At 47.3% G+C, this 23,430-nt stretch carries 22 protein-coding genes and 1 pseudogene; 8 read left to right on the forward strand and 15 right to left on the reverse strand.

The features are described 5' to 3' along the window. Window positions 1-168: 168 nt before the first annotated feature. The 5 genes from PKOR_RS02605 (at window position 169) to PKOR_RS02625 (ending at window position 5,740) form a co-directional block, all read left to right on the forward strand. Entirely contained in the window at window positions 169-1,011 is an 843-nt protein-coding gene (locus tag PKOR_RS02605) for a CvfB family protein (protein WP_046308981.1), read from the forward strand. Window positions 1,012-1,110: 99 nt separating this feature from the next. After that, window positions 1,111-3,624, forward strand: coding sequence for a DUF5916 domain-containing protein (locus tag PKOR_RS02610; protein WP_052738690.1), 2,514 nt, complete (start codon window positions 1,111-1,113; stop codon window positions 3,622-3,624). An 11-nt stretch (window positions 3,625-3,635) separates the two neighbouring features. After that, complete coding sequence (locus PKOR_RS02615; RefSeq protein ID WP_046308982.1) at window positions 3,636-4,307, forward strand: oxidoreductase; 672 nt, start codon at window positions 3,636-3,638, stop codon at window positions 4,305-4,307. Window positions 4,308-4,350: 43 nt separating this feature from the next. Then, entirely contained in the window at window positions 4,351-5,136 is a 786-nt protein-coding gene (locus PKOR_RS02620; protein WP_052738691.1) for an SAM-dependent methyltransferase, read from the forward strand. A gap of 112 nt (window positions 5,137-5,248) precedes the next feature. After that, window positions 5,249-5,740, forward strand: coding sequence for a hypothetical protein (locus PKOR_RS02625; protein ID WP_046308983.1), 492 nt, complete (start codon window positions 5,249-5,251; stop codon window positions 5,738-5,740). Between the two features lie 76 nt (window positions 5,741-5,816). On the opposite strand, the gene PKOR_RS02630 is transcribed toward PKOR_RS02625, so the two are convergent. From PKOR_RS02630 to cmk, 8 genes are all read right to left on the reverse strand, one after another. Then, complete coding sequence (locus PKOR_RS02630) at window positions 5,817-6,758, reverse strand: succinylglutamate desuccinylase/aspartoacylase family protein (RefSeq protein ID WP_046308984.1); 942 nt, start codon at window positions 6,756-6,758, stop codon at window positions 5,817-5,819. A 1-nt stretch (window position 6,759) separates the two neighbouring features. Next, entirely contained in the window at window positions 6,760-7,662 is a 903-nt protein-coding gene (gene rimK, locus PKOR_RS02635; protein WP_046308985.1) for a 30S ribosomal protein S6--L-glutamate ligase, read from the reverse strand. A gap of 8 nt (window positions 7,663-7,670) precedes the next feature. After that, entirely contained in the window at window positions 7,671-8,153 is a 483-nt protein-coding gene (locus PKOR_RS02640; RefSeq protein WP_046308986.1) for an ATP-dependent zinc protease family protein, read from the reverse strand. Window positions 8,154-8,373: 220 nt separating this feature from the next. Next, window positions 8,374-9,579 (reverse strand): PQQ-dependent sugar dehydrogenase, encoded by a 1,206-nt coding sequence (locus PKOR_RS02645; RefSeq protein WP_052738692.1) that lies wholly within the window; start codon window positions 9,577-9,579, stop codon window positions 8,374-8,376. Window positions 9,580-9,794: 215 nt separating this feature from the next. Beyond that, on the reverse strand, window positions 9,795-10,607 hold the full coding sequence (locus PKOR_RS02650; RefSeq protein WP_046308987.1) for an alpha/beta fold hydrolase: 813 nt from the start codon (window positions 10,605-10,607) through the stop codon (window positions 9,795-9,797). A 112-nt stretch (window positions 10,608-10,719) separates the two neighbouring features. After that, on the reverse strand, window positions 10,720-11,262 hold the full coding sequence (locus PKOR_RS02655) for a DUF502 domain-containing protein (RefSeq protein WP_046308988.1): 543 nt from the start codon (window positions 11,260-11,262) through the stop codon (window positions 10,720-10,722). A 78-nt stretch (window positions 11,263-11,340) separates the two neighbouring features. Then, window positions 11,341-12,234 (reverse strand): 4-hydroxy-3-methylbut-2-enyl diphosphate reductase, encoded by an 894-nt coding sequence (locus tag PKOR_RS02660; protein WP_046308989.1) that lies wholly within the window; start codon window positions 12,232-12,234, stop codon window positions 11,341-11,343. 10 nt (window positions 12,235-12,244) lie between these two features. After that, window positions 12,245-12,952 carry a (d)CMP kinase gene (gene cmk / locus PKOR_RS02665; RefSeq protein WP_046308990.1) on the reverse strand — a complete coding sequence of 236 codons (708 nt, stop codon included), beginning with the start codon at window positions 12,950-12,952 and terminating at the stop codon, window positions 12,245-12,247. A 268-nt stretch (window positions 12,953-13,220) separates the two neighbouring features. On the opposite strand from cmk, the gene ade reads away from it, so the two are divergent. Continuing rightward, a complete protein-coding gene (ade, locus tag PKOR_RS02675; protein WP_046308992.1) occupies window positions 13,221-14,861 on the forward strand; it encodes an adenine deaminase in 1,641 nt (546 codons plus the stop codon). A gap of 112 nt (window positions 14,862-14,973) precedes the next feature. Here the strand turns inward: ade and PKOR_RS02680 are convergent, their stop codons facing one another. Both PKOR_RS02680 and PKOR_RS02685 read right to left on the reverse strand, forming a co-directional pair. Then, entirely contained in the window at window positions 14,974-15,414 is a 441-nt protein-coding gene (locus PKOR_RS02680) for a response regulator (RefSeq protein ID WP_046308993.1), read from the reverse strand. A gap of 299 nt (window positions 15,415-15,713) precedes the next feature. Beyond that, a pseudogene (locus tag PKOR_RS02685) lies at window positions 15,714-16,694 on the reverse strand (PLP-dependent cysteine synthase family protein); the annotation flags it as partial. 279 nt (window positions 16,695-16,973) lie between these two features. Here PKOR_RS02685 and sucD point away from each other — a divergent pair. Then, on the forward strand, window positions 16,974-17,864 hold the full coding sequence (gene sucD / locus PKOR_RS02690) for a succinate--CoA ligase subunit alpha (RefSeq protein ID WP_046308995.1): 891 nt from the start codon (window positions 16,974-16,976) through the stop codon (window positions 17,862-17,864). An 89-nt stretch (window positions 17,865-17,953) separates the two neighbouring features. On the opposite strand, the gene PKOR_RS02695 is transcribed toward sucD, so the two are convergent. After that, window positions 17,954-18,934 carry a Gfo/Idh/MocA family protein gene (locus PKOR_RS02695; protein WP_046308996.1) on the reverse strand — a complete coding sequence of 327 codons (981 nt, stop codon included), beginning with the start codon at window positions 18,932-18,934 and terminating at the stop codon, window positions 17,954-17,956. A 70-nt stretch (window positions 18,935-19,004) separates the two neighbouring features. After that, a complete protein-coding gene (locus tag PKOR_RS02700) occupies window positions 19,005-19,949 on the reverse strand; it encodes a hydrogen peroxide-inducible genes activator (RefSeq protein WP_046308997.1) in 945 nt (314 codons plus the stop codon). Window positions 19,950-20,123: 174 nt separating this feature from the next. Between PKOR_RS02700 and PKOR_RS02705 the strand changes: the two genes are divergently transcribed. Beyond that, window positions 20,124-20,597, forward strand: coding sequence for a Dps family protein (locus tag PKOR_RS02705; protein WP_046313992.1), 474 nt, complete (start codon window positions 20,124-20,126; stop codon window positions 20,595-20,597). Between the two features lie 476 nt (window positions 20,598-21,073). Here PKOR_RS02705 and rny read toward each other — a convergent pair whose 3' ends face one another. From rny to PKOR_RS02720, 3 genes are all read right to left on the reverse strand, one after another. Then, a complete protein-coding gene (rny, locus tag PKOR_RS02710; protein WP_046308998.1) occupies window positions 21,074-22,672 on the reverse strand; it encodes a ribonuclease Y in 1,599 nt (532 codons plus the stop codon). 112 nt (window positions 22,673-22,784) lie between these two features. Then, window positions 22,785-23,072 (reverse strand): cell division protein ZapA, encoded by a 288-nt coding sequence (locus PKOR_RS02715; RefSeq protein WP_046308999.1) that lies wholly within the window; start codon window positions 23,070-23,072, stop codon window positions 22,785-22,787. A gap of 59 nt (window positions 23,073-23,131) precedes the next feature. Beyond that, window positions 23,132-23,428 carry a hypothetical protein gene (locus PKOR_RS02720; RefSeq protein ID WP_046309000.1) on the reverse strand — a complete coding sequence of 99 codons (297 nt, stop codon included), beginning with the start codon at window positions 23,426-23,428 and terminating at the stop codon, window positions 23,132-23,134. Window positions 23,429-23,430 lie beyond the last annotated feature (2 nt).

The following is a 23,430-nucleotide window of genomic DNA, read 5'->3' on the forward strand; positions in this document are numbered from 1 at the left end:
TTGCCCCTGTTCAGGCACCTCTAACTGCTTAATTACTATACTTATGGCAAAATATATAGGCGTTCCCTTTTTATCTATTGTTATAACTTTCAGGCTCGGTCGCTTTTTAGTAGATTTGTAAAGGGAGTGCTATCTCTGCACTTTTTTACTTCTAAGCATAATACATTCATGGTTGATTTAGGCAATTACAACGAGCTGGAAATAGCTCGTGAAGTGGACTTTGGCGTTTACCTTACTTCTGATGACGGAGATATTCTGTTACCTGGCAAGTACTTGCCAGAAGGCGCAAAAGTAGGTGACAAACTACGCGTTTTTGTGTACCGTGACTCTGAAGACCGCATCATTGCCACTACCCTGGAGCCATATGCTACTGTGGGTGAATTTGCCTGCCTTACCTGTACCGATGTAACTCCTTTTGGCGCTTTCCTGGACTGGGGGCTTGAGAAAGATCTACTGGTGCCACTTAACAACCAGAAGGACAAAATGCAGGTAGGGCGCAAGTACTGCGTATACATATACCTGGACGACTCCTCAGACCGTGTAGTGGCTACTACCAAACTGGGCAAGTACCTGTACAACCAAGACATCAAGCTGAACGAAGGCGACGAGGTACAACTGCTCGTGGCCGGTTTCACCGACATCGGGGTTAAGGTCATCATCAACAGCGAATACATGGGTATCCTCTACAAAAACGAGGTATTCCAGGACCTTCGCATCGGTGACAAGGCTACCGGTTATATTAAGCTCATCCGCCCGGACAACAAGATAGATGTAACGCTACGAAAGCCAGGTGTAAATCAGAAAGAGGAAAAGGACGAGGCAGCCGATAAGATTATGCGCCTGCTGCAGCAAGGCAGCGGTTGGCTTCCCCTCTCCGATGGCAGCACCCCTGAAGATATTTACCAGACGCTGGGCATGAGTAAAAAAACGTTTAAACGCGCCATTGGCGGCTTATATAAAGCTGGTAAGATAACTATTGAGCCAGACAGCATCAGGCTGAGGAAAAGCTAATACCTGCCCCTCCGCCGCACCCTTATTACACGCTACTATACAACACTGACGATCTCACTTTAAAACACCTCTCGCCCTGACAAGGCGAGGCTTTGACGTATGCTTACTAGACTTATACCTTTTGCGCTTGCATTTGGTCTGTGCATTGGAGGAGCACAGGCCAGCGGCCACAACGAAGACACCGAATCAGAGAAAAACAAACGCAGCAAAACCATGAAGGTGATGCGTACCCAGGCTGCGCCCGTACTAGACGGGCACCTGGAGCCGGAGGTATGGGAACAGGTTCAGCCTGCCCGCAACTTCTATCGCTACGATCCTCTCAATGGCAAGCCTTCTTCGCAACAAACGGAGGTGTATATGCTCTATGATGACGATGCTGTGTACATAGGGGCCATGCTACATGATACAGCACCTGACTCTGTGCTTACCCAATTGGGGCAGCGCGACTCCGGTGAAAATAACTCCGATATGTTTGGTGTGTACCTCGACACCTATAACGACAAGCAAAACGCTTTTGCTTTTCTTATATCTGCTGCTGGGGTGCAAACTGATATCAAGTATTCCCAGGGGAGTGAAGACTGGAACTGGGATGCTGTATGGGAAAGCAGCGTGCGCACCCATGAGGGCGGCTGGACTGTGGAGTTGCGCATTCCTTACGGAGCCATTCGTTTTCCAAAAGCAGAGGTGCAAACCTGGGGCGTTAACTACATGCGCGTCATCCGCCGCTCCCGCGAAAAATCATACTGGAGCCACGTCGACAACTCTGTAAGCGGCCTGATAAACCAGGCCGGCCGTGCAATAGGTATTGAAGGTGTACAATCGCCGGTTAGGCTGCAGTTTATGCCTTATGTATCAGGCTATGTGAACCACTTCGCGAACAAAAACGGTGAGTCTGATGCCAAAGACCTAACCCACTCCATTAATGGTGGCATGGATGTGAAGTATGGCATCAACGATGCATTTACCCTGGATGTAACACTGATACCTGATTTTGGCCAGACGCAGTCAGACAACCAGATATTGAACCTGGGGCCTTTTGAAGTAAAGTATAGCGAGAACCGCCAGTTCTTCACCGAAGGCACGGAGCTATTTAATAAAGCAGGACTTTTTTATTCACGCCGAATAGGAGCAAGACCTGTGGGCTATGGCAAAGTGAAAGAGCAGCTAGTTGAGGGTGAAGACATCATCAGCAACCCGGTGGAAACACAACTGCTTAACGCAGCTAAAGTATCCGGCAGAACGCGCCGTGGCTTAGGAATAGGTCTTTTCAACGCTTTCACCGGCAACACTTACGCCACTGTGCAGGACTCTACCACGGGCACGACCCGGGAGGTGCTTTCCGACCCATTTACGAACTATAACGTGTTTGTGCTGGATCAAACCCTGCCGCGCAACTCTTATGTTACCTTCACCAACACGAACGTTACCCGCGCCAGTGGCTTCTATGATGCCAACGTGACGGGCTTGCGCATGCGCTTTGCTGATAAGTATAACATGTTTGCCCTAACCAGTGGCGGCAACCTAAGCCAGCTCTACGGCAAAGAAGATGATGGCAGTACCACACTTGGGCATCAGTATTTTGTAAACCTGAGCAAAATCAGTGGCAACTTTCGGTTTGGCTTAAACCACAATGTGGAGTCTAACACATATGATATTAACGACCTAGGCTTTATCAGCAACAACAACGAGATTAGCAGTAGCGCCAGTGTAAGTTATAATTTTTACCAGCCAGTCTGGAAGTTCCTGTCGTGGAACAATAGCTTCAGCGTAAGCCACAGTATGCTGTATGAGCCAAATAAATTCATTGCCATGGATTTTAACGCCAGCACCAGCGTACGTTTCCGCAACTTCACCAGCGTCTGGCTAAATGCCAGCTTGCGCCCCTCCGACAGGCACGATTACTTTGAGGCACGCACATTCCCGCAGGTGTTTGTACGCCCACCAGCTTTTAGCTCAAACCTTGGCGTTAGTACAGATTACCGTAAGCGCCTTGCCTTAGATGCCTCTTCAAGTTACTGGCGCTCCCGCCGCTACGACCAGGACAGCTGGGGATTCAACTTCACTCCCCGTTTCCGGGTTAATGATAAATTCTCCATCGCAAACGGCAACAGCTTAAACCTGGAGAAGCGCAATATTGGGTACGCCAATAAGTACACAGATGCTCAGCAGCAAACACGCATCCTTTTCGGCGATCGCACCCTAACCACGGTTAGTACCACCGTAAGCAGTGCCTATATATTTAACGAGCGCTCAGGGCTTACTCTTAACATGCGTCATTACTGGTCCAGAGCGGCTTACCAGGAGTTCTATGAACTAACGAAAAAGGGGCTGCTGCAACCAACCACTGCAGAGCAGGAAACATATACATCTGAAATTAATGACATCAACTACAACACCTTTACACTTGACTTGGTGTATAGCTGGCGTTTTGCACCGGGTAGCGAGCTGCGTGTGGTGTGGAAGAATTTTATTGAAGATCAGGGCGGTAAGATCGAAAACCGATACTTCGATAATATGTCTAACACATTTGCAGTGCCGCAAAACAATAATTTCTCTGTTAAACTGCTATACTTCATAGACTATATATCGCTCAGGAACGTATTTTCTGCATAAGAAGAAAACTTATGCAGAAAGTAAGAACCGCATTGATAGCTGGAGCTAGTGGGCTAGTGGGTGGTCACCTGATCAGCCTGCTGCTAAAGAGCGAACGCTATAGCCAGATTATTTCCGTTGGCCGCCACGAATTACCTCTGATACACCCTAAACTGGACCAACAAATAGTCAACTTTGATAAGATAAAGGATTACGCAGCTGATATGGTGGCAGATGATGTTTTCTGTTGCCTAGGCACCACCATAAAAAAAGCTGGCTCTAAGGAAAACTTCTATAAAGTAGATCATACTTATGTAACCCAACTGGCCGAAACCACTGCCCGCAAAGGAGCTATACAGTTCCTGGTGGTTTCAGCTATGGGTGCAGACCCTGCCTCATTTGTTTTCTATAATAAGGTGAAAGGCGAGATGGAGCGTGACGTGCAGCAGCAGCCGTTCAACTCGATCCATATATTCAGGCCCTCCCTGTTGCTGGGAGAACGCGATGAAAAGCGCACAGGAGAAGACTTGGCGGGTAAGCTAATGAAGCCCTTGAGCGGACTGATGGTTGGACCGTTGGAGAAGTATAAACCTGTAGAAGCAGAAGCAGTGGCAAAAGCCATGCTTGCCGCTGCAAAGCAAGAAACACCAGGCAAACACATACATCCCTCAGATGAAATAGCCCGCACAGCTACTCAACTATAGCTCCTGCAGCCGCGTAAGGTGCTTTTCAGGCAATAAAACAAATATGGCTCCACAACCACTCAAACAAATTTTCCCGAAAGCTTTGCATTATGACCCTGAATGGGTGCGCCGACACTCTATGGGCGAGAATGTGCTTTTCAATCTTGAGAGCCTAACAAAATCCCTTGACCTGAAGCCAGGGATGCGTGTGTTGGATCTTGGTTGTGGTAAAGCAATCAGTTCTATCTTTCTGGCAAAGGAGTTTGGTGTAACGGTATATGCTGTAGACGAGGCTGTATCTGCCAGCGATAATTACCAGCGCATTTGCAAGGAAGGCTGTGAAGAAAAAGTGATACCGCTTGAAGCCGATGCCCGCGCATTGCCTTTTGCCGAGGAATACTTTGATGCCGTGGTGGTAGTGGATTCTTATACTTACTTTGGCACCGACGAAAAGTACCTGCCTTACATTGCCCGGTTCATCAAACCAGAGGGTCACATTGCTATAGTAGATGTGTGCTTTACCCAAGAGGTGGAGTCGCTGGATCAAGTACCCGATTTTCTTCAGGAGGATTACCAGAGGTACTGGTACTTTATACATACAATAGACTGGTGGCGCAAGCTATGGGAGAAAACTGGGCTGTTAGAAATTGAGGCTGCCACAGAGCTTGCAGAGGCTGCCCTGGTACGGAAACACTATGTAAAGGACTTCGAAAAGTCTGGCGATGCTGATCCGTTTGCCAAAGCACTACAGCTTGATGAGCAGAACTTTATCTCTTTCTTTAAGTTGATCGGCCGCCGAACCAAGAAAACGGCTTACCTACAGGACTACAAAGAGGAGAGTAAAAAATAGCCCCCTCCTATACAAAAACAGTTTCACACTCCGTTAGAAGTTGTAATTTCGCAATAGCTATGGCACTTGTCTTTGCTACATCATCTAAAAATAATTCAACTCTTAGCAAACAATGAGAATTTTAACTAAACTGACTTTTGCGCTGGCACTACTGTTTTTTGCTGCCGTTGGTGCACAGGCTCAAAGTGGTTACTCCACCGGAATAGGTCTGAGAGGAGGTGCCGCATCTGGTTTAACTGTAAAGCACTTCATCAAGAGTGATGCTGCCATCGAGGGTATCCTGAGCACTAGCTTCAAGTACAGAGGTACTGTTATTACGGTGCTTTATGAGAAACATGCGCAGGCATTCAACACCAGCGGACTGCAGTGGTACTACGGTTTAGGTGGCCACATTGGCTTCTGGAACGGCCACGACTACTACGACCGCGGCCATAAGCACTACCACGATGATGTAATAGGCGTAGGTATTGACGGTATACTCGGCCTGGAGTACTACATCCGCGATATTCCGTTCACCATCGGTGCTGATATCAAGCCATACCTGAACATCCCGCGCGGAGGTGGTTTCTGGGATACTGCCCTGCACGTACGCTACGTGTTTTAGTAGATAGAGACATAAAAAAGAGGCCCTGCTATACTTTAGCAGGGCCTCTTTTTTATGTCTCTACAAGATTCATCAGCTAGAACGCTATATGCAGCAACGCATCGCCTTGATTTACAACCGGCATATTGTTTAATCCTACCACAAAACCAGTCGCTGGGGCATTCAGGCGTACTTCCATTTCCCCATACGGATCTGTAATGCTGCCAACTTGCTGGTTCTTTTTCACCTGCTCTCCTATTTTAATGGAGGTGCGCCAAAGACCAGCATTTTTGGCACGCAGCCATATATCCTTCATACAAACTTCTGTAGGCTCAGACGGATCGGTAAAATTCGTCATCATCCCCAGGTGGTGCAGCACACGGCAAGTACCTTCTATGCCTATCTTTATTCCCTTTTCATCAAAACGCAGGCTCTCCCCTGTTTCATAAACAAGTATAGGCTTGCCCAATTTGCCCGCTTCTTTGCGCAACGAGCCCTGGCGGTAAGGAGCATTCATGATGAAAGGCGGGGCAAAGGCTTTGGCTAGCTCTTCATTTTTGTGCTCGCTCAACACACAACGAATTTGTGGATAATTGGCGCGGCTGGATCCACCGGTATGAAAGTCCAGGCCGTAGTCTACGTATGGCATTACTTCCTTCATGAAGCGATGTGCCACACGGCTGGCAAGTGAACCATCGCGGTTGCCCGGGAAGCTGCGGTTTACGTCTTTGCCATCCGGCACTTCCCGCGAAAAGTTCAGGAAACCATAGATATTAAGTACAGGCACTGCAATGATGGTACCCTTCAGCGGGTAGAGCATCTTTTTAGACAGCATGCGCCGGATGATCTCTGTTCCGTTCACTTCGTCGCCATGCATGCCGGCCATCAGCAATACCACTGGGCCATCATGCACAGAGCGGAAAACATAAACGGGTATCTCAATCACGGTACCGCTTGGCAGCTTGCTTATTACAAGCTTGGTGAGCACCTTCTCGCCACGGTCTATACTTCTACCGTTGATTACTATAGTCTCTGGCATGCTATTCCTTTACGCTTTTTTTGCTGCGCTTTATAGCCAGCCCCTCTACATACTCTATAATTTTACTGGCAATATCTTTTTGGGTGGCCTTCTCAATGCCCTCCAGTCCCGGAGAGGAGTTTACCTCCAGAATGAGTGGTCCACGCTTCGACTGTAGCATGTCTACGCCAGCTACTCCCAGCCCCAACGATTTAGCCGCCAGCAGAGCGGCAGCTTTCTCTTGGCGGCTAAGCTTGATCAACATAGCCTTACCTCCACGGTGCAGGTTTGAGCGGAACTCGCCCTCTTTACCTTGCCGTTTCATGGCACCTACTACCTCTCCGTTCACAACAAATGCACGAATATCGGCACCTCCTGCCTCTGAAATAAACTCCTGCACAATAATACGCGCCTTCAGGTTATGGAAGGCTTCTATTACCGACTCAGCAGCTTTGCGTGTTTCGGCTAACACCACACCAAGTCCCTGTGTGCCTTCTAACAGCTTAATCACAAGCGGTGCGCCGCCTACTTCTTTTACTAGTTCTGACGTTTCCTTAGAGTAGTTTGTGAAGGCAGTCTTCGGCATACCCAGTCCGGCACGGCCCAGTATCTGCAGAGACCGCAGCTTATCTCGTGAACGTACAATAGCCTGCGAGTCTACGGCACTCTTTACCTTCATCATCTCGAACTGCCGTACCACTGCCGTACCATAGAAGGTAACCGAAGCTCCGATGCGCGGAATAACGGCATCAATATCAGTCAGGCGCTCCCCTTTGTACAGAATGTGTGGGTCTCCCTGTTCAATCACCAGGTCGCAACGCAAGTGATCGAGCACAACGGCCTCATGCCCCCGCTGTTCTGCTGCCTCCACCAAGCGGCGGGTAGAGTACAATTTAGGGTTGCGGGAGAGAATGGCTATTTTCATACGTAATCTTATTTCTGTTTTTGTTTGATCTTATACTTGTGCGCCAGGTTCTTTTTGGCTACATCCACTATAAAACGTCCTTTTAGAAGCGTTCGCCCGATAAGTACAGGGTACTTCATATCAGAGCGGTCAGATAGGGAGAACTCTGCCTCAATCTCCTCATCAAAAATCTTAATCCTGGTACGGATAACATAGCGCTCCTGCTTCTCTCCTATCGAACTTTTAATCTCGCGGAGGTTGTATTCGGCAAAAGTCAGCTTTTTGTGGTTGTATTGTAGGTGCGATGGGTCCAGCAGGTCCAGGCAAATCACCTTGGTGCCATCTGGCCGTACCTCCTCGTGTATATCGGAGCAATGAATGGCCGAGGTATAGGCACCAGTGTCTACTTTGGCTTCGATCTCCTCTATATCCAGCTCAGGAAAGGACACCAATTCACGCCGCCCGATCAGCAGCTTTTCAGGCTTAGGTTTATGAAGTTTTTCTTCTCTCATCTGCGGCTAAAGATAGTGCGTCAACCAGGATTTCCGCACTTCCCATCATGGATTTGAAAAAGTACAAAACAGCCGGTTTGGTTTACTCCTGCTCAGCTGTTTTATACTTTGATTTTGTGCCAGAGCAGGTGTCAAAAAGCCCTCTTCCAGCAATGCGATATGTTAATCAATGAAATCACATCTAATCAGGCTCCCTTCTCTTGCTCAGCTTAACTGTTATTTACTTTACATAAGTAATACGGTAGATGGCGTTGTTCTTATCATCCGATACCAACAGAGAACCGTCGCGCATTACCAGCACATCAACAGGGCGCCCCCAGTCATCCTGCCCTTCTAGCCAGCCTTCGGCGAACGGCTTATAATCGGTTACGTTGCCGCTGCCGTCTGTAGAAGCCAGCATCAGGCGGTAACCGATTTTCTGAGAGCGGTTCCAGGAGCCATGCTCCGCTATGAAAATCTGGTTCTTGTATTCCTGAGGGAACATGTTACCTGTATAAAACTTCATACCCAAGGAAGCACCGTGCGGGCTGAGCTTTCGCACTGGAGCCACAAAGTCGTTGCAGTTACCTTGGTTGCCAAACTCAGGATCTGAGATTTCTCCGGCATGGCAAAACGGATACCCAAAGTGCTGTCCCTTTTCAGTAGCGCGGTTCAGTTCATCTGGCGGCATGTTATCACCTAGCATGTCGCGGCCGTTATCGGTAAAGTATAGGTTCTTAGACTCAGGATGCCAGTCGAAACCTACGGTGTTTCTAACCCCTTCCGCATAAATCTCAAGACCAGAGCCGTCTGCATTCATACGCGTGATGGTAGCGTAAATTGGCTTTTCTGATTTACAGATATTACAAGGTGCACCAACCGGCACGTAAAGCTTATCATCCGGACCGAAGGCAATATACTTCCAGCCATGGTGCGCGTCGCTCGGGAACTGGTCGTTTACTACCTCGAACTTAGCCTTGTCGCGGAAAGTCTGTAAAATGTTCGGGAACTTGAGTACACGGTTGATCTCTGCCACATACAGGTCGCCGTTGTGGTAAGCTACACCATTTGGTGAGTTTAGCCCTGAGGCAATTTCTACAACTTCGTCTGCCTTGCCATCTCTGTTCTCATCCACAACTGCAAAAACCTTATCGTTGCTGCGCGTACCCACAAACAACACGCCTGTCTCGCTCATGGCCATAGAACGGGCATTCTCTACATCCTGCGCATAATAGTCTATGCGGAAGCCCTCTGGCAGTTTAATGCGCTGCAGACTTTCGTCAATAGGGCCGGAAGGTAGACCTATACTGAAATCTTCATCTGTGGCTTGTTCTGTTTCGGTAGGTCCTGTTTTAGCAGTGTCGTTTGTAGAGTTGTCGGAGCTGCATCCCACGCTGATAGTAGTCAGGGCAAATCCCAGACACAGCAGGCGTAGTGTTCTTTTCATATGGTGTTAGTTTGGTTTGAAGAAACAAATTAAACAGATACTGAGCTTATCTGTACTATAAAGTCGGCAATTCATACGTAACGTATACTCCTGCAGAGGCACAAAGTTCAGGCTCCTTGCACTGCAAGTCGTGCGTCTACAAGTTCTCCCTAAACAGAAGAGGAATAAAAATGTTACCTCTGCGATATTGCCTCACAGAATTGAAAGGTGTTGAATCAGTAGTGACCTGTAGAGCGCTTTCTGTGTAGCAGATTTGCTACTTCCTGCAACAAGTATGAGTGACCGGTTTTTAGTAGCACCAGCTTTCCTTTCTCCAGAGCATCCACAAATACGGCTACCCGCTTAGGAGAAATCACCTCGTCATACTCACCCAAGAACATGGTAACCGAAACATGATGCTGGTTCAGTTGCTTTACGATTTTACGGATGTCAAAATTCAGATCACGAAAACCTACCCAACTGCGGTATACCCGCAGGCGTTTCGGCATGCTGTCCATCTGGTAGTGTGCAAAGCGGAGCAGGCTCTTGTGCACCAGGTTATACTTATGTAACATGCGGAGCATTCTGAAGAACGGCTCAGGCCTTAACACTGTGTGCTTGAAGAGCTGCTGCAGCCAGCCGGGGTATGTGGCAATGTTGTACCAAAAGCTTGTCTTGATACCGTCCGGAGCAATAAGGAACAACTCCTGAATACGCTGTGGCATATACTCCACCAGCGTAAGTGCAAACTTTCCGCCCATGCTAAAAGCCATCAGCGAAAATTGGCTTATGCCCTGCTTCTCCAAGAAGTGTTCTATAAAAGCTGAGAGAAACTCTTTGGTGAGCGGCATATTGCGCTTGTGCAGCTCGCTGCGCCCATGGAAGAACAAATCGAAAGCGTATATCGTGTAATCTGCCCCTAAAGCCCTCTCCATCGATAAATAGTAGCTACTGCTCTGCCCATATCCATGGAAGGCGAGCATAACACGGCTCCCGTGCCCAATAACGCGGTAGTGCAGCTTCGACTTATCCTGGATAATGTAAGGCACAGAAGTTAGAGAGTTAAAAGGTTAGAAAGTTGTGAAGTAATGAGCAAGTAATGATTAGAACAAGGCTTCCGTTGCACCTTCTAACTTTTCAAATCTCTAACTTCCAAATTTTTCACAGTTTCGACACACCGCCAGACACAACAAATTTCATGACCTCAGAGCTTGGCAGGTTAATGTAGGTAACATTGCGCTTGGGCACTAAAAACAGCTCTCCGGAAAAATTGTAGGAGTGCGGGAAGTATACTGCCACCTTATCCTCCACGTTTAGTTGAAGTAGCGTTTCCTGCGTTACAAAACCCAGTTTATGGTTTTCTGAGTCTTCCGTCATCTTCACCATCACGGGCTTGTTAAACTTTTGATTGTCGCCCACAAAGGCATCAAAAAGATCTTTAATGCTTGAGTAGATAATGCTGATGAGCGGCACCTTGTGTAACAGACTTTCCATGACCACCAAAAATGGCCTTACGAAGAACGATGATCCTATAAAACCGACTACTGTTAAAAGAATCACCATCAGCAGGATACCTAGCCCAGGTATACCCAGATCAAAAATACTGTTCAACCAGTCAATGATTCCTACCACTATAAACACAGTGATAGCAATAGGGGCGATGATAAGAAGGCCGTTTAAAAAGTAACGAAACAGGGTTTTCATGATGTTATAAGCAATAAAAAAGGCTTTGCCGAAGCAAAGCCTAAATTAGCAAAATGCTTTATAGTATATAGCTAATATTTACACTTGCTCTGCCTCGAAGGCGGTTATACTTGCAGCTACCTGCTCCATCAGCCACATAGGCGTAGAGGTAGCTCCACAAATACCCACGCTACCTACTTCAGCAAACCACTCGCGCTGCAGTTCCTCCTCGTTTTCTACAAAGTAGCTGTTGGGGTTGTGCTGCTTACATACGCTATAAAGCGCTTTTCCGTTGGAGCTTTTCTTACCGCTCACGAAAACAATTACATCATGTTCTGTTGAGAACTTTGCCAGCTGCGGCTCCCGGTTCGATACCTGGCGGCAAATGCTATCATTGGCATCAAAATCAGGCACTGCTTTGCTATCCTGATTTGCCTGCTGCAGGCGCTCCTCTATCAATGCTTTGATGTGGTAGAAGCCCTTGGTGCTTTTGGTTGTCTGGCTAAAGAGTGTCACCGGTCGCGTGAAATCAATCTTCTCCAGGTCTTCCTCCGTGGTAACAATAATTGCCTCATCGCGTGTTTGGCCGGCCAGACCAATAACTTCGGCATGTCCCACCTGGCCATAAATTACCACCTGTGCCCCACCGGCTTTACCTGCATCAAACGCATGCTTTACACGGTTTTGCAGCTTTAACACTACCGGGCAGGAAGCATCGATCAGCTCAATATTATTTTCGAGTGCAAGCTTATAGGTTTCTGGCGGCTCGCCGTGCGCACGAATAAGCACCTTGCAATCGCGTAGTTCTTTAAGTTGTTCCCTGTCAATAATGCGAAGTCCTTTCTCATAAAGGCGCTTCACCTCCATACTGTTGTGCACAATGTCACCGAGGCAGTAAAGCTCCTCGCATGTTTCCATTTCGTCCTCGGCCATTTGTATGGCGAACTCTACACCAAAACAGTAGCCGGAGTTTTTATCTATGGTTACGTTCATTTCTTTCGCGTCAGTTCTGTTGTTGCGCTGCGTATTCGTTTCTGAGCAGTTCGGCCGTTACACGTTCAATAACAAACTCAACTTGCTCGTCTATAGTCATGTGCGATGTATCCAGAAGATGAGCGTCCTCTGCCTGGCGCAATGGGCTTTCAGCTCTTGTTGAGTCTATCAGGTCACGCTTTAGCAGGTTCTTCTTTATCTCATCATAATTAACCAACTGCTGCTTCTCCAACAGCTCATCCTGGCGGCGCTTTGTACGGGTATCTACATCGGCAGTCATGAATATCTTTACCTCTGCATCAGGAAAAACGGCTGTACCAATATCGCGTCCATCCATTACAACACCGCGCTTGCGGCCCATCTTCTGCTGCTGGGAAACCATGGCCCGCCTTACCTCTGCAATTACACTTACCTCGCTAACCTTATCCGAGATGTACATCTTACGGATTTCATCTTCAACATTCAGGCCATTCAGGTAAATTTCGTTACGCTTTTTCTTCGGGTTGTAGTGAAACTCAATATCGATATTATGAAGCGCCTCCTTTATCTCCTTTGGGTTAGTAAGCGATATGTGGTGTTCCAGAAAATATAATGTAACCGCCCGGTACATAGCTCCAGTATCAATATAAGCATAGCCTAATTCTGCGGCTACAAGTTTAGCCGTGGTGCTTTTACCGCATGAGGAATAACCATCGAGTGCGATCACTATTTTTTTCATAACAGGGAGATTAAAAACAGGAAATTAATTGGAGTCGCAAGGGCAAGGAAGATTGCCGCTCTTGCTTTTCTTCAGGTATTTAGCCGTCTTTTTCTGCTGGGGAGTTTTACCAGAGCAGCCGGATAATGTACCGGTGGCCAGGAAGCCTGCCAATATGAAGTATGAAATTAACTTTCTCAAAGCGACTGAATTTAATGCAAATATAAGGTAATTTGCTGGTTTAAGCCCACCAATAGCGGGCGATTTTATGTACTAACATTTATAGACAATGCATACAGATCATACTGTTTCCGGGCATATCATTGATATACATAACCAGGAGATTTACCAGGGCACTGTTCATGTGACAAACGGCCGCATTTCTAAAATAGTTCGTGAAGCCACAGACAGCACCAACTACATTTTACCGGGTTTTGTAGATGCCCATGTGCACGTAGAAAGCTCTATGCTCGTACCTTGCGAGTTTGCCCGCCTTGCTGTTCCACATGGCACTGTAGCCACTGTGTCGGACCCCCACGAGATAGGCAACGTACTAGGAATCAAAGGAGTGGAGTACATGGTAGATAACGGCAAAAAGGTGCCTTTCAAGTTTTACTTTGGAGCTCCCTCCTGCGTTCCGGCCACACCTTTCGAAACGGCTGGCGCTGAGATAACGGCTGCAGATATTGAGAAATTATTTCAGAGGGACGAGATAAAATACCTTGCTGAGATGATGAACTGGCCTGGCGTACTCAATCGTGATCCTGAGGTAATGGAAAAGGTAGAGCTGGCCCAAAAGTATGACAAAGCTGTAGATGGCCATGCTCCGGGCTTGATGGGCGAACAGGCGAAGCTGTACGCTTCTGCCGGTATCACCACCGACCACGAGTGCTTTACCGCCGAAGAGGCGCTGGATAAGCTGGCAGTGGGAATGAAGATCCTGATACGAGAGGGCAGTGCAGCCAAGAACTTCGAGGCGCTAATTCCGCTGCTGCCTGAATACTACCAGCACATCATGTTCTGCTCTGACGATAAACACCCGGATAACCTGGTGGAGGGGCATATTAACCTGTTAGTCAAAAGGGCACTAGCCAAAGGTCATGATTTGTTCCACGTGCTACAGGCAGCTTGTGTTAACCCGGTAGAGCATTATAAGCTGGAAGTAGGCCTACTGCGCGAAGGCGATGCCGCAGACTTTATACTTATCGATAACCCCGAAGCATTTAATGTGCTGGCAACTTACATTGATGGGGAGCTGGTGGCAGAGAAAGGGCATTCTAACATTGCCTTCACTCCGAGCGAAGAGATCAACAACTTCGACACGGATGTAAAGGAGGCCGAGCAGTTCAAAGTACCTGCTGCGGATGCCAATAAAATACGCGTAATCGAGACGTACGACGGGCAGCTCATCACCAAAGAGGTATGGGCTACGCCCCGTGTGGGGAACGGTTTTATACTTTCGGATGTGGCGCAGGACGTGCTGAAGATAACTGTAGTAAATCGCTACCAAAATACTCCTCCGGCCGTAGCCTTTATCAAAAATGTAGGTTTAAAAGAAGGCGCGATTGCTTCTTCGGTAGGCCATGACTCGCACAACATTATTGCCGTGGGCGTGGATGATGAAAGTATAGCACGCGCTGTGAACCTGATCATCGGGGCCAAGGGCGGTGTGGCTGCCGTAGGAGTGGGTAAAGAGCAGTTGCTTCCGTTGCCAGTGGCAGGCATTATGTCTGCAGAGGATGGTTATAAGGTAGCAGAGGCATACAAAGCCATAGACCGTATGAGTAAAGAAATGGGCAGTAAGCTAGAGTCGCCGTTCATGACACTCTCCTTTATGGCACTGCTTGTTATCCCATCGCTTAAGCTCAGCGATAAAGGATTGTTTAATGGAGATACTTTCCAGTTTGTGCCTGTGGCAGAAAAAGTATAATAAGGTCACTGGTGCTGTGCTGACTCTTTTCAAAGCCTCTTCACCCTCAGTATAAAAAGAGAGCGGGCGCTACTTAGGTAGCGCCCGCTCTCTTTTTATACTTTATACTTTGCTAAGCTTCTTTCTGGTCTTCCTGAAAATGCTTTTCCAGGAGCGCATTCATTTTCTCAGCCGTTAGCGGCTTGGTAATGTAGTCCGCATTATATCTTTTGGAGTTAGCTGTATCCTGTGGGTGCGTTGAGGTTGTAAGCACCACCATCACAATGTTCTTGCGGAAATCATTGTTCAGGCGCTCATACAGGTCCAGCATCTCAAAGCCATCCATTACAGGCATGTTGATGTCCAAAAAGATCAGCTCTGGCTGGAAATAGTCGCTACTCTCTGTTTCGTAGTTCTTATTACTAACATTATACAGGTAGTCGAAGGCCTGTTTCCCATTTACAAAAGTACGGATGTGATTTGTAACCTCCATTCTCTCCAGCAAGCGCTGGTTCAGAAAGTTAGTTGTATCATCATCATCAATAAGCAGAATACCTGAAAGTTTTCTCATCATTATACACGTCACTCGTAAGCTAAGAGGCGAAACGTCTGCTTTAGCTGTTCTGCAAAAGTATGCAAACTTCTGATAATCTGAATAACTAATGCAATTCAATTTACCAGAAAGCTTCCCACACCTCCCCCTTCTCCTCTCTTTAGGCACTCGATGGGGCGGCTCAGGCAGCGTTAGCCCTGTCAACCGGCAAGCTTATACCTCATGCTTTATACTAATTTAAATCTCTGATGTTACTTGCAGCACAAAAAAGAAAAGCCCGATACTATACCGGGCTTTCTATATGCCTTGTTACAACATTAGTCTATGTAGCCTTGTTGGCGCATCCACTCATCATTATAGATCTTGCCAAGGTAGCGGGTGCCATGGTCTGGAAGTAGCACTACCATCACATCACCTTCCTTTAGGTGCTCTTTGGCGTACTCTAAGGCACCGTATACTGCCGATCCGCTCGACCAGCCTACAAACAGGCCTTCCTCGCGTGCCAGTCGGCGTGTCATCACAGCGCCATCCTTATCTGTTACTTTGATGAAAGTATCAATCGTATCGAAGTTTACATTCTTTGGCAGAATATCTTCACCTATACCTTCTGTAGCGTAGGCATAGATTTCATTTTCGTCGAACTCGCCAGTTTCTTTGTACTTCTTAAACACAGAGCCATAGGTATCGATACCTACTGTTACGATGTTTGAGTTCTGCTCTTTCAGATACTTTGAGGTACCTGAAATAGTACCGCCAGTACCCACACCTGCTGCCCAGTGCGTAATTGTACCATTTGTCTGATCCCAGATCTCAGGGCCTGTGGTCTCGTAATGGGCTGCCGTGTTCGACGTGTTATCGTACTGGTTCGGATAGAAGGAATTTGGAATTTCCTCATTCAGTCGCTTTGCTACAGAGTAGTAAGAATCTGGATGATCAGGAGCCACGTTGGTAGGGCAAACCACCACTTCAGCACCCATCGCACGCAATACATCTATCTTCTCTTTGCTCTGCTTATCTGCAAGCGTAAAGATACATTTGTAACCTTTGGCTATAGCCGCCAGTGCAAGTCCCATACCTGTATTGCCTGATGTACCTTCTATGATGGTTCCACCTGGCTTCAGAAGGCCTGCTTTCTCAGCATCTTCTACCATTTTGATGGCCATACGGTCTTTTACAGAGTTGCCTGGGTTAGCATACTCCACCTTGGCTAACACGGTGCCTTTTATGCCCTCCGTTACTTTGTTGAGTTTTACTAAAGGTGTGTTACCGATTGCCTCGGTAATATGGTTCAGATACGTCATCTGTTCTGTGTTTTTAATTCCGGTACAAATGTAAAAAAAATAAGTCATACCAATGCCCTTACAGGAACATTGGTGGGCAGCGGGAAACAGTATTGAGAAGTGTGCGTTTATGTAACCTGCCCCGCCTCCGTGCCCCCTTACTAACCATAGCAAACGGTCTCAGGTTCCGGCGCGTAGGCAAATATTAGCGGCAACTATTTTTTGCACAGGCCACAAAAAAGCCTATTTTTGCACAACCTTATAGTAGTACCGTCTATACACAACCTAAATAAGATACACATGAGTGTTTTAGTAAATAAAGATTCGAAAGTGATTGTGCAGGGCTTCACAGGCTCGGAAGGTTCTTTCCACGCATCACAGATGATTGAGTACGGCACAAACGTAGTTGGTGGTGTTACTCCAGGCAAAGGTGGCTCTAACCACCTGGAGCTTCCGGTTTTCAACACAGTTGAGGATGCTGTTAAAAGAACTGGAGCCGATGTATCTATCATTTTCGTTCCGCCAGCTTTCGCCGCTGACGCTATTATGGAGGCTGCAGCAGCTGGTATCAAAGTTATTGTGTGCATTACAGAGGGTATCCCTGTAAAAGACATGGTGGCTGCTAAAAACTACCTGCAAGGTAAAGATGTAACCCTGATCGGCCCTAACTGCCCAGGTGTTATCACGCCAGGTGAGGCAAAAGTTGGTATCATGCCAGGTTTCGTGTTCAAGCCAGGTCGTATCGGTATCGTGTCTAAGTCTGGTACCCTAACGTATGAGGCTGCTGACCAAATCGTGAAGGCTGGTCTTGGTATCTCTACCGCTATCGGTATCGGTGGTGACCCAATCATTGGTACACCTACCAAAGATGCTGTTGAGCTTCTGATGAACGACCCAGAAACTGACGCGATCGTGATGATCGGTGAGATTGGCGGTAACTATGAGGCAATGGCTTCTAAGTATATTCGTGAGACAGGCAACAAGAAGCCTGTTGTTGGTTTCATCGCAGGCCAGACAGCCCCTCCAGGTCGCCGCATGGGCCACGCTGGTGCTATTGTTGGTGGCGCAGAGGATACTGCAGCTGCTAAAATGAAGATCATGCGCGAGAACGGCATCCACGTAGTAGAATCTCCTGCTGAGATTGGTGATGCTATGGTAAAAGCTTTGCAAGAGGCTGGTATCAACGCCTAAGTCACATAAGCTTATAAAAAAGAAAAGGCTGCTCTTAAAAGAGCAGCCTTTTCTTTTTTATATATACTGGATTTTATACTTCCATCCCACTATTGCCTGTTCACAAGCTGATCCATCACCCAGGCTGTACGAGCAGCAGAAATCCCTGTGCCCGGGCATTCGCCTACTCCTCTTAACTCATCGACTATAGTTTGAATAAAAGGCTGCTGCACATGCATCGGTGGCGATAGTAAAAACTCCTGTACTCCCGCTGCAGTCTCTAGCCGTACAGGCACATCTTTGGCAAAGGTCGCGAAGGTTATGCGCCCGGCACTTCCAACAATTTCTATGGTATCCGTATGCTGCTGCTTGGCAACGCTAAAGCACCAGATTCCACTACCCATCACTCCTCTTTCAAAGGTAAACTGCCCTGTTACAAGGTCCTCCGCCTCATACAGGCCTGCCTGATTAGCTCCCTGCCCCGAGGCAGACGATATAGGCCCTAATATGTAATCCAGGATATCGAGTTGGTGTGGAGCCAGATCATGAAACAGGCCACCACCAGAGATTTCAGGCCTGACACGCCAAGGCAATCCATTTTCGTACAAGTGTGGCTGCAGCGCCTGGTATAGCCTAATGTTCACCAAACGAACCTCACCTATAGCGCCGCTCTCTACCAACTCTTTAACTTTCAGGAATGCTGGTTGGCTCCTGCGGTAGTAGGCAACATACAGTGGCACGTTAGCCTTCCCACATGCTGTTATCATCTCCTGGCACTGCGCATAATTTAGCGCCATCGGCTTCTCCACGTACACCGGCTTACCTGCAGCAGCTACCTGTAAAGTATAAGCAGCATGAGAGTCTGGAGGAGTAGCGATATAGACAACATCCACTTCAGGGTCATGAATAAGTGCCTCTGCATCGTCATACCATTTTGGCACTCCATGTCTCCGGGCATAGTCTTGTGCCTTGGCTCCATCACGACGCATTACAGCCACTAACTCTGAATGGTCGATTTTACTGAACGCAGGACCACTTTTCACTTCGGTTACGTCTCCGCAGCCAATTATCCCCCAACGTACTTTTTGCATATGTACAGGTGTTAAAGACTCTATGATTTATTCTTGAGCAGCCTTCCTAGCAAGAGCTGAGATCCCTTCATCAGAAGGTCTTCACCTCTACTACCTTCTCTCTTTTCCTTTCTCGGATGGCTGCCGGTATGCAGGCTACAATCTCTTCTTTCAGTGCCTCGATAAGCTTTTTCTTTAGGAAGCTTCGGTGTACCACCAGGCTCACTTCACGTAGGGGCTGAGGTTCTTCAAAAGGATGCACCAGTTTCTGCTTTTCCTCTGGTATCTCTAACACCGATAGCTCTGGTAGCAGAGTCAGGCCATGCTGCGTTTCCACAATGCGCTTCAGGGTTTCCAGGGAGCCGCTTCTGTAATCAAGGTGTCCACCACTGTCGGAGCTACCACCGCGGTTACAGATATTCAGCACCTGGCTTCTAAAGCAATGCCCTTCATTTAATACCCACAAGTCATCCAGGTCCAGCTGATTTGCTGCAATAAAAGGCTGCTGCGCCAGGGCATGCTTCGGATTGATGTATGCAACGAAAGCCTCATAGAAGAGCGGAACCTCCTTTATGCTTTTATTTGCCAAGGGTGTCACCAGCAGACCAACGTCCAGTAATTCGTGGTTTAACTTCTCTACAATCTCGTCGGTTAACAGCTCCTGCACCACCACCCGTACTTGTGGGTGCTTCTCCAGAAAGCTCGTGATGAACAGTGGCATCAGGTAAGGAGCCAAAGTAGGTATAACACCAATGCGAAGCTCTCCGCTCAACTCCTGCTTCTGGTTTTGAATCAACTCCTGAATCTTCTTGCTTTCGGCCAGCACTACTCGTGCCTGTGCAATGATTTCCTTTCCTAGCTCAGTTGGCCGCACTGGTACGCGGCTTCGATCAAAAACCTGTACTCCCAGTTCTTCTTCCAGCTTTTGCAGCTGCATACTTAGAGTTGGCTGCGTTACAAAGCAATGTTCTGCTGCGGTAGCAAAATGACGATAAGTGTCAACTGCTACCAAGTATTCTAACTGTACAAGAGTCATCGAAATAATGGCAAAGTGTTAATATAATTACTGCACCTAGAGAGGCTGCTTGTTAACCAAAGATACATTATAAACCACACTTATCAAACCATAGATACAATCGATTTGATATATATAGCTTTTATCTGGACATTTGTATCAACAACAAAGCACAACAACAAGATAAAACTACAAATGGAAAAACTATCAAATATAGGTTTACAGAAAGAAGACAGTAGAAAAGTGGCAGATAAACTCAACGAACTGCTGGCAAATTATCACCTGTATTATCAAAACTTACGTGGGTTTCACTGGAATATTAAAGGTGTATACTTCTTCCAGCTCCACGACAAATATGAAGAGCTGTATGATGTAGCGCTTACACGCATAGACGCGATTGCGGAACGCATCCTTACTATTGGGCAACAGCCACTGCATACGTTTTCAGACTACCTGCGCGTGTCAAGTATAAAAGAGGCCGCTAACCTGAGCGATGGGAAAGAAACAGTAGCAGCAACGCATCAGAACCTAAGCACGCTGCTAGACCTGGAGCGCGAGATATTAAAACTTGCAGCCGAAACAGGCGACGAGGGCACAGTAAGCCTCATCAGTGAGGACATCCATGAAAATGAGAAGACTCTTTGGATGCTGAATGCTTTCTTGAGTTAATTATTTGCTAAAGGCAGTGAGTATCTGCTTGAAAGTATAGCTCTGCCTTTACAGCCGGTAAAACATACTTGAAGTCAAATCTTCACGCGCTTTTGCGCACTGTACATATATATTTTTATTTAGACTGAGTATGGCGCGGCAGCTAAAATTATCTCCTGTTGTTTAGCTGCCCGCTGCCATACTTAGCTTTTAGTTTTGAATCCAACTAAACTTAAAAGATACCTTCTAAAACTGGCTTCTGCTTTGCAGCAGCCAGATATCTATAAAAGCCGACTGTCACTTTAGTAGGCTTTCAAGATCACAAACAAGTAATTATATAGCTAAGTGTTTTAAAGCACCTGCAGTTTCTGTAGGTGTTTTTTCTTTTACGGGCACCTGCATCACTCCTGAGCTATAGCTGCCAAACGGGTAAAACAAAACCGCCTGCCACAAATGCAGCAGGCGGTTCAACCTTATTTAATATCAAATACTAAAACTTACTTAGCGTAGCTGATGGCGCGCATCTCGCGGATAACCGTGATCTTGATCTGGCCAGGATACTGCATCTCTTTCTCGATCTTCTGAGAGATGTCGAAAGACAGCTGTGCAGCCTTTTCATCAGTTACATTGTCGGCATCTACCATTACGCGTAGCTCGCGGCCAGCTTGAATAGCGTAGCACTGATTTACACCTTCAAAAGAAACGGCAGCTTCCTCCAGTTCTTTCAGACGCTTGATGTACGACTCCATGATCTCACGACGAGCACCTGGTCTTGAACCAGAGATGGCGTCACAGGCTTGCACTAGTGGAGAGACCATCGCGGTCATTTCAATCTCATCGTGGTGCGCACCTATGGCGTTACAAACGTCTGGATGCTCTTTATACTTCTTGGCCAGTTCCATACCGATAATAGCGTGTGGTAGCTCTGGCTCATCTGGCGTTACTTTACCAATATCGTGCAACAGACCGGCACGTTTCGCATGCTTCACATTAAGGCCAAGCTCGGCAGCCATGGTAGCGCAAAGGTTTGCCACTTCACGTGAGTGCTGCAGTAAGTTCTGACCATAAGACGAACGGAAGCGCATACGGCCTACCATCTTGATCAGCTCTGGGTGCAAACCGTGGATTCCAAGGTCGATGGCAGTACGCTCACCGATCTCCACAATCTCCTCTTCAATGTTCTTGCGGGTTTTAGTAACCACCTCCTCAATACGGGCAGGGTGGATACGACCGTCGGCCACTAGGCGGTGCAGCGACAGACGTGCAATTTCACGACGAACCGGATCGAATCCAGAAATGATGATTGCTTCAGGGGTGTCGTCTACGATAATCTCAACTCCTGTTGCTGCCTCCAGTGCACGGATATTACGTCCTTCACGGCCAATGATCTTACCTTTGATATCGTCGCTCTCGATGTTGAATACCGATACGCAGTTCTCAATGGCATGCTCAGCGGCAGTACGCTGAATGGTTTCGATAACGATTTTCTTGGCTTCTTTAGTAGCAGTAAGCTTAGCCTGTGCCACTATATCTTTGATGTGCGAAGAAGCGTGTGACTGTGCCTCATTTTTCAGGGCCTCTACCAGTTGCTCACGGGCTTCAGAAGCAGTAAGGCCAGCAATCTTCTCAAGTTGGCTCACTACCTCCTCGTGCTGCTGCTCTACCTCCTCCTTGCGCTTTTTCAGCTGCTCATGCTGTGCATGCAGGTGATTTTTCTCCTTCTCCAGTTCTGCGTGCAGCTGCTCTTTCTCTTTGTGCAGGTCAGCCTCCAGGCGCTTAGCCTGTTCCATCTGCTTAGACACATGCTGCTCACGCTGCTTTACTTTGTTCTCGTTCTGGATGATGATGTTCTTCTTTTTGCTCATCTCCTCCTCGAACTCGGCTTTCATTTTAAGGTATTTTTCCTTTGCCTCCAGAATGCGGTCTTTCTTTATGGCTTCGGCATTGATTTCTGCCTCACGAATGATGCTCTTGGCCTTCTGGCGAGCCTCTTCTTCCTGCTGCTTATAAAGTTTCTGCAGCAGGGAGCGCCCTATGTATACGCCCACTCCGAGCGCCACAAGAGCTGTTAATACAATGTAAAGGATATCGGGCATAACTATAAGCGTTTATGGTTTTAAACACATATAGCAAGTGCCTGCAAAGAGAACAGGGTATGGCTTCTAGCCCAAAACGAAGTATAAAAAGAGGCCTGAAAGGGCCTCCGCTTTACTTATTCACTGATGATAAGAGATCATCCAGAAGGTTGAGTTGCTGGTCTACCTGGGATACATGCGAGGAATGCTCATCCTCCAGCTTCATCTTCTCTGCCATGGTCTCAAATGCTACCATTGCCAACAGATCCTGCTTATCCTGTATGCCAAATTGATCCTTGTAAAAGCGCAGGCGCTCGTTGAGAATCTTTCCGACTGCTCTTATTCTTTCCTCTTCCTCTTCCTTCACCCGCATCGGATACTCGCGTTCCGCGATGCGAATCTTTATCGATAATTCACTCATCCGTTGCGTAGGTTATAGTCTGGCTTACCTGCCTTTCTGAGCCCCTTAGGATCTCATACTTAGTCTTGTAGGTAAGCAATACACTTATCAATTTCTCTAATGTATTCGTTTAGCTTGAGCTTTAACTCTGTCGAATTTGCAGTGTTTCCTGCTATCGTGTCTACAATTTTAACAATATTCTCCTGATTTTGAAAATTTTTTATCTGCTGTTCTTTTTCTTCCAGCAGCCCCTCCAGATGCTTAGCTTGCTCCTGTGCACGCACGAGCCGTTGCTGCACCTCTGTATGGCGCTGGATCAGTTTTCGCAGCTTATCTTCAATATGCTGGAGTTGTTGTACTTGCTTTTCCTTGGGCATAA

It is taken from the genome of Pontibacter korlensis, assembly GCF_000973725.1.
Lineage (GTDB): Bacteria > Bacteroidota > Bacteroidia > Cytophagales > Hymenobacteraceae > Pontibacter > Pontibacter korlensis.

What these genes read in the sequence shown, in the direction of transcription:
- sucD (WP_046308995.1), top strand. Translation starts at nt 16,974, where the DNA reads ATGAGTGTTTTAGTAAATAAAGATTCGAAAGTGATTGTGCAGGGCTTC.
- PKOR_RS02645 (WP_052738692.1), bottom strand. Translation starts at nt 9,579, where the DNA reads ATGAAAAGAACACTACGCCTGCTGTGTCTGGGATTTGCCCTGACTACT.
- ade (WP_046308992.1), top strand. Translation starts at nt 13,221, where the DNA reads ATGCATACAGATCATACTGTTTCCGGGCATATCATTGATATACATAAC.
- cmk (WP_046308990.1), bottom strand. Translation starts at nt 12,952, where the DNA reads ATGAAAAAAATAGTGATCGCACTCGATGGTTATTCCTCATGCGGTAAA.
- PKOR_RS02695 (WP_046308996.1), bottom strand. Translation starts at nt 18,934, where the DNA reads ATGCAAAAAGTACGTTGGGGGATAATTGGCTGCGGAGACGTAACCGAA.
- PKOR_RS02605 (WP_046308981.1), top strand. Translation starts at nt 169, where the DNA reads ATGGTTGATTTAGGCAATTACAACGAGCTGGAAATAGCTCGTGAAGTG.
- PKOR_RS02640 (WP_046308986.1), bottom strand. Translation starts at nt 8,153, where the DNA reads ATGAGAGAAGAAAAACTTCATAAACCTAAGCCTGAAAAGCTGCTGATC.
- PKOR_RS02700 (WP_046308997.1), bottom strand. Translation starts at nt 19,949, where the DNA reads ATGACTCTTGTACAGTTAGAATACTTGGTAGCAGTTGACACTTATCGT.
- PKOR_RS02660 (WP_046308989.1), bottom strand. Translation starts at nt 12,234, where the DNA reads ATGAACGTAACCATAGATAAAAACTCCGGCTACTGTTTTGGTGTAGAG.
- PKOR_RS02625 (WP_046308983.1), top strand. Translation starts at nt 5,249, where the DNA reads ATGAGAATTTTAACTAAACTGACTTTTGCGCTGGCACTACTGTTTTTT.
- PKOR_RS02655 (WP_046308988.1), bottom strand. Translation starts at nt 11,262, where the DNA reads ATGAAAACCCTGTTTCGTTACTTTTTAAACGGCCTTCTTATCATCGCC.
- PKOR_RS02615 (WP_046308982.1), top strand. Translation starts at nt 3,636, where the DNA reads ATGCAGAAAGTAAGAACCGCATTGATAGCTGGAGCTAGTGGGCTAGTG.
- PKOR_RS02620 (WP_052738691.1), top strand. Translation starts at nt 4,351, where the DNA reads ATGGCTCCACAACCACTCAAACAAATTTTCCCGAAAGCTTTGCATTAT.
- PKOR_RS02680 (WP_046308993.1), bottom strand. Translation starts at nt 15,414, where the DNA reads ATGATGAGAAAACTTTCAGGTATTCTGCTTATTGATGATGATGATACA.
- rny (WP_046308998.1), bottom strand. Translation starts at nt 22,672, where the DNA reads ATGCCCGATATCCTTTACATTGTATTAACAGCTCTTGTGGCGCTCGGA.
- PKOR_RS02715 (WP_046308999.1), bottom strand. Translation starts at nt 23,072, where the DNA reads ATGAGTGAATTATCGATAAAGATTCGCATCGCGGAACGCGAGTATCCG.
- PKOR_RS02610 (WP_052738690.1), top strand. Translation starts at nt 1,111, where the DNA reads ATGCTTACTAGACTTATACCTTTTGCGCTTGCATTTGGTCTGTGCATT.
- PKOR_RS02720 (WP_046309000.1), bottom strand. Translation starts at nt 23,428, where the DNA reads ATGCCCAAGGAAAAGCAAGTACAACAACTCCAGCATATTGAAGATAAG.
- PKOR_RS02630 (WP_046308984.1), bottom strand. Translation starts at nt 6,758, where the DNA reads ATGCCAGAGACTATAGTAATCAACGGTAGAAGTATAGACCGTGGCGAG.
- PKOR_RS02705 (WP_046313992.1), top strand. Translation starts at nt 20,124, where the DNA reads ATGGAAAAACTATCAAATATAGGTTTACAGAAAGAAGACAGTAGAAAA.
- rimK (WP_046308985.1), bottom strand. Translation starts at nt 7,662, where the DNA reads ATGAAAATAGCCATTCTCTCCCGCAACCCTAAATTGTACTCTACCCGC.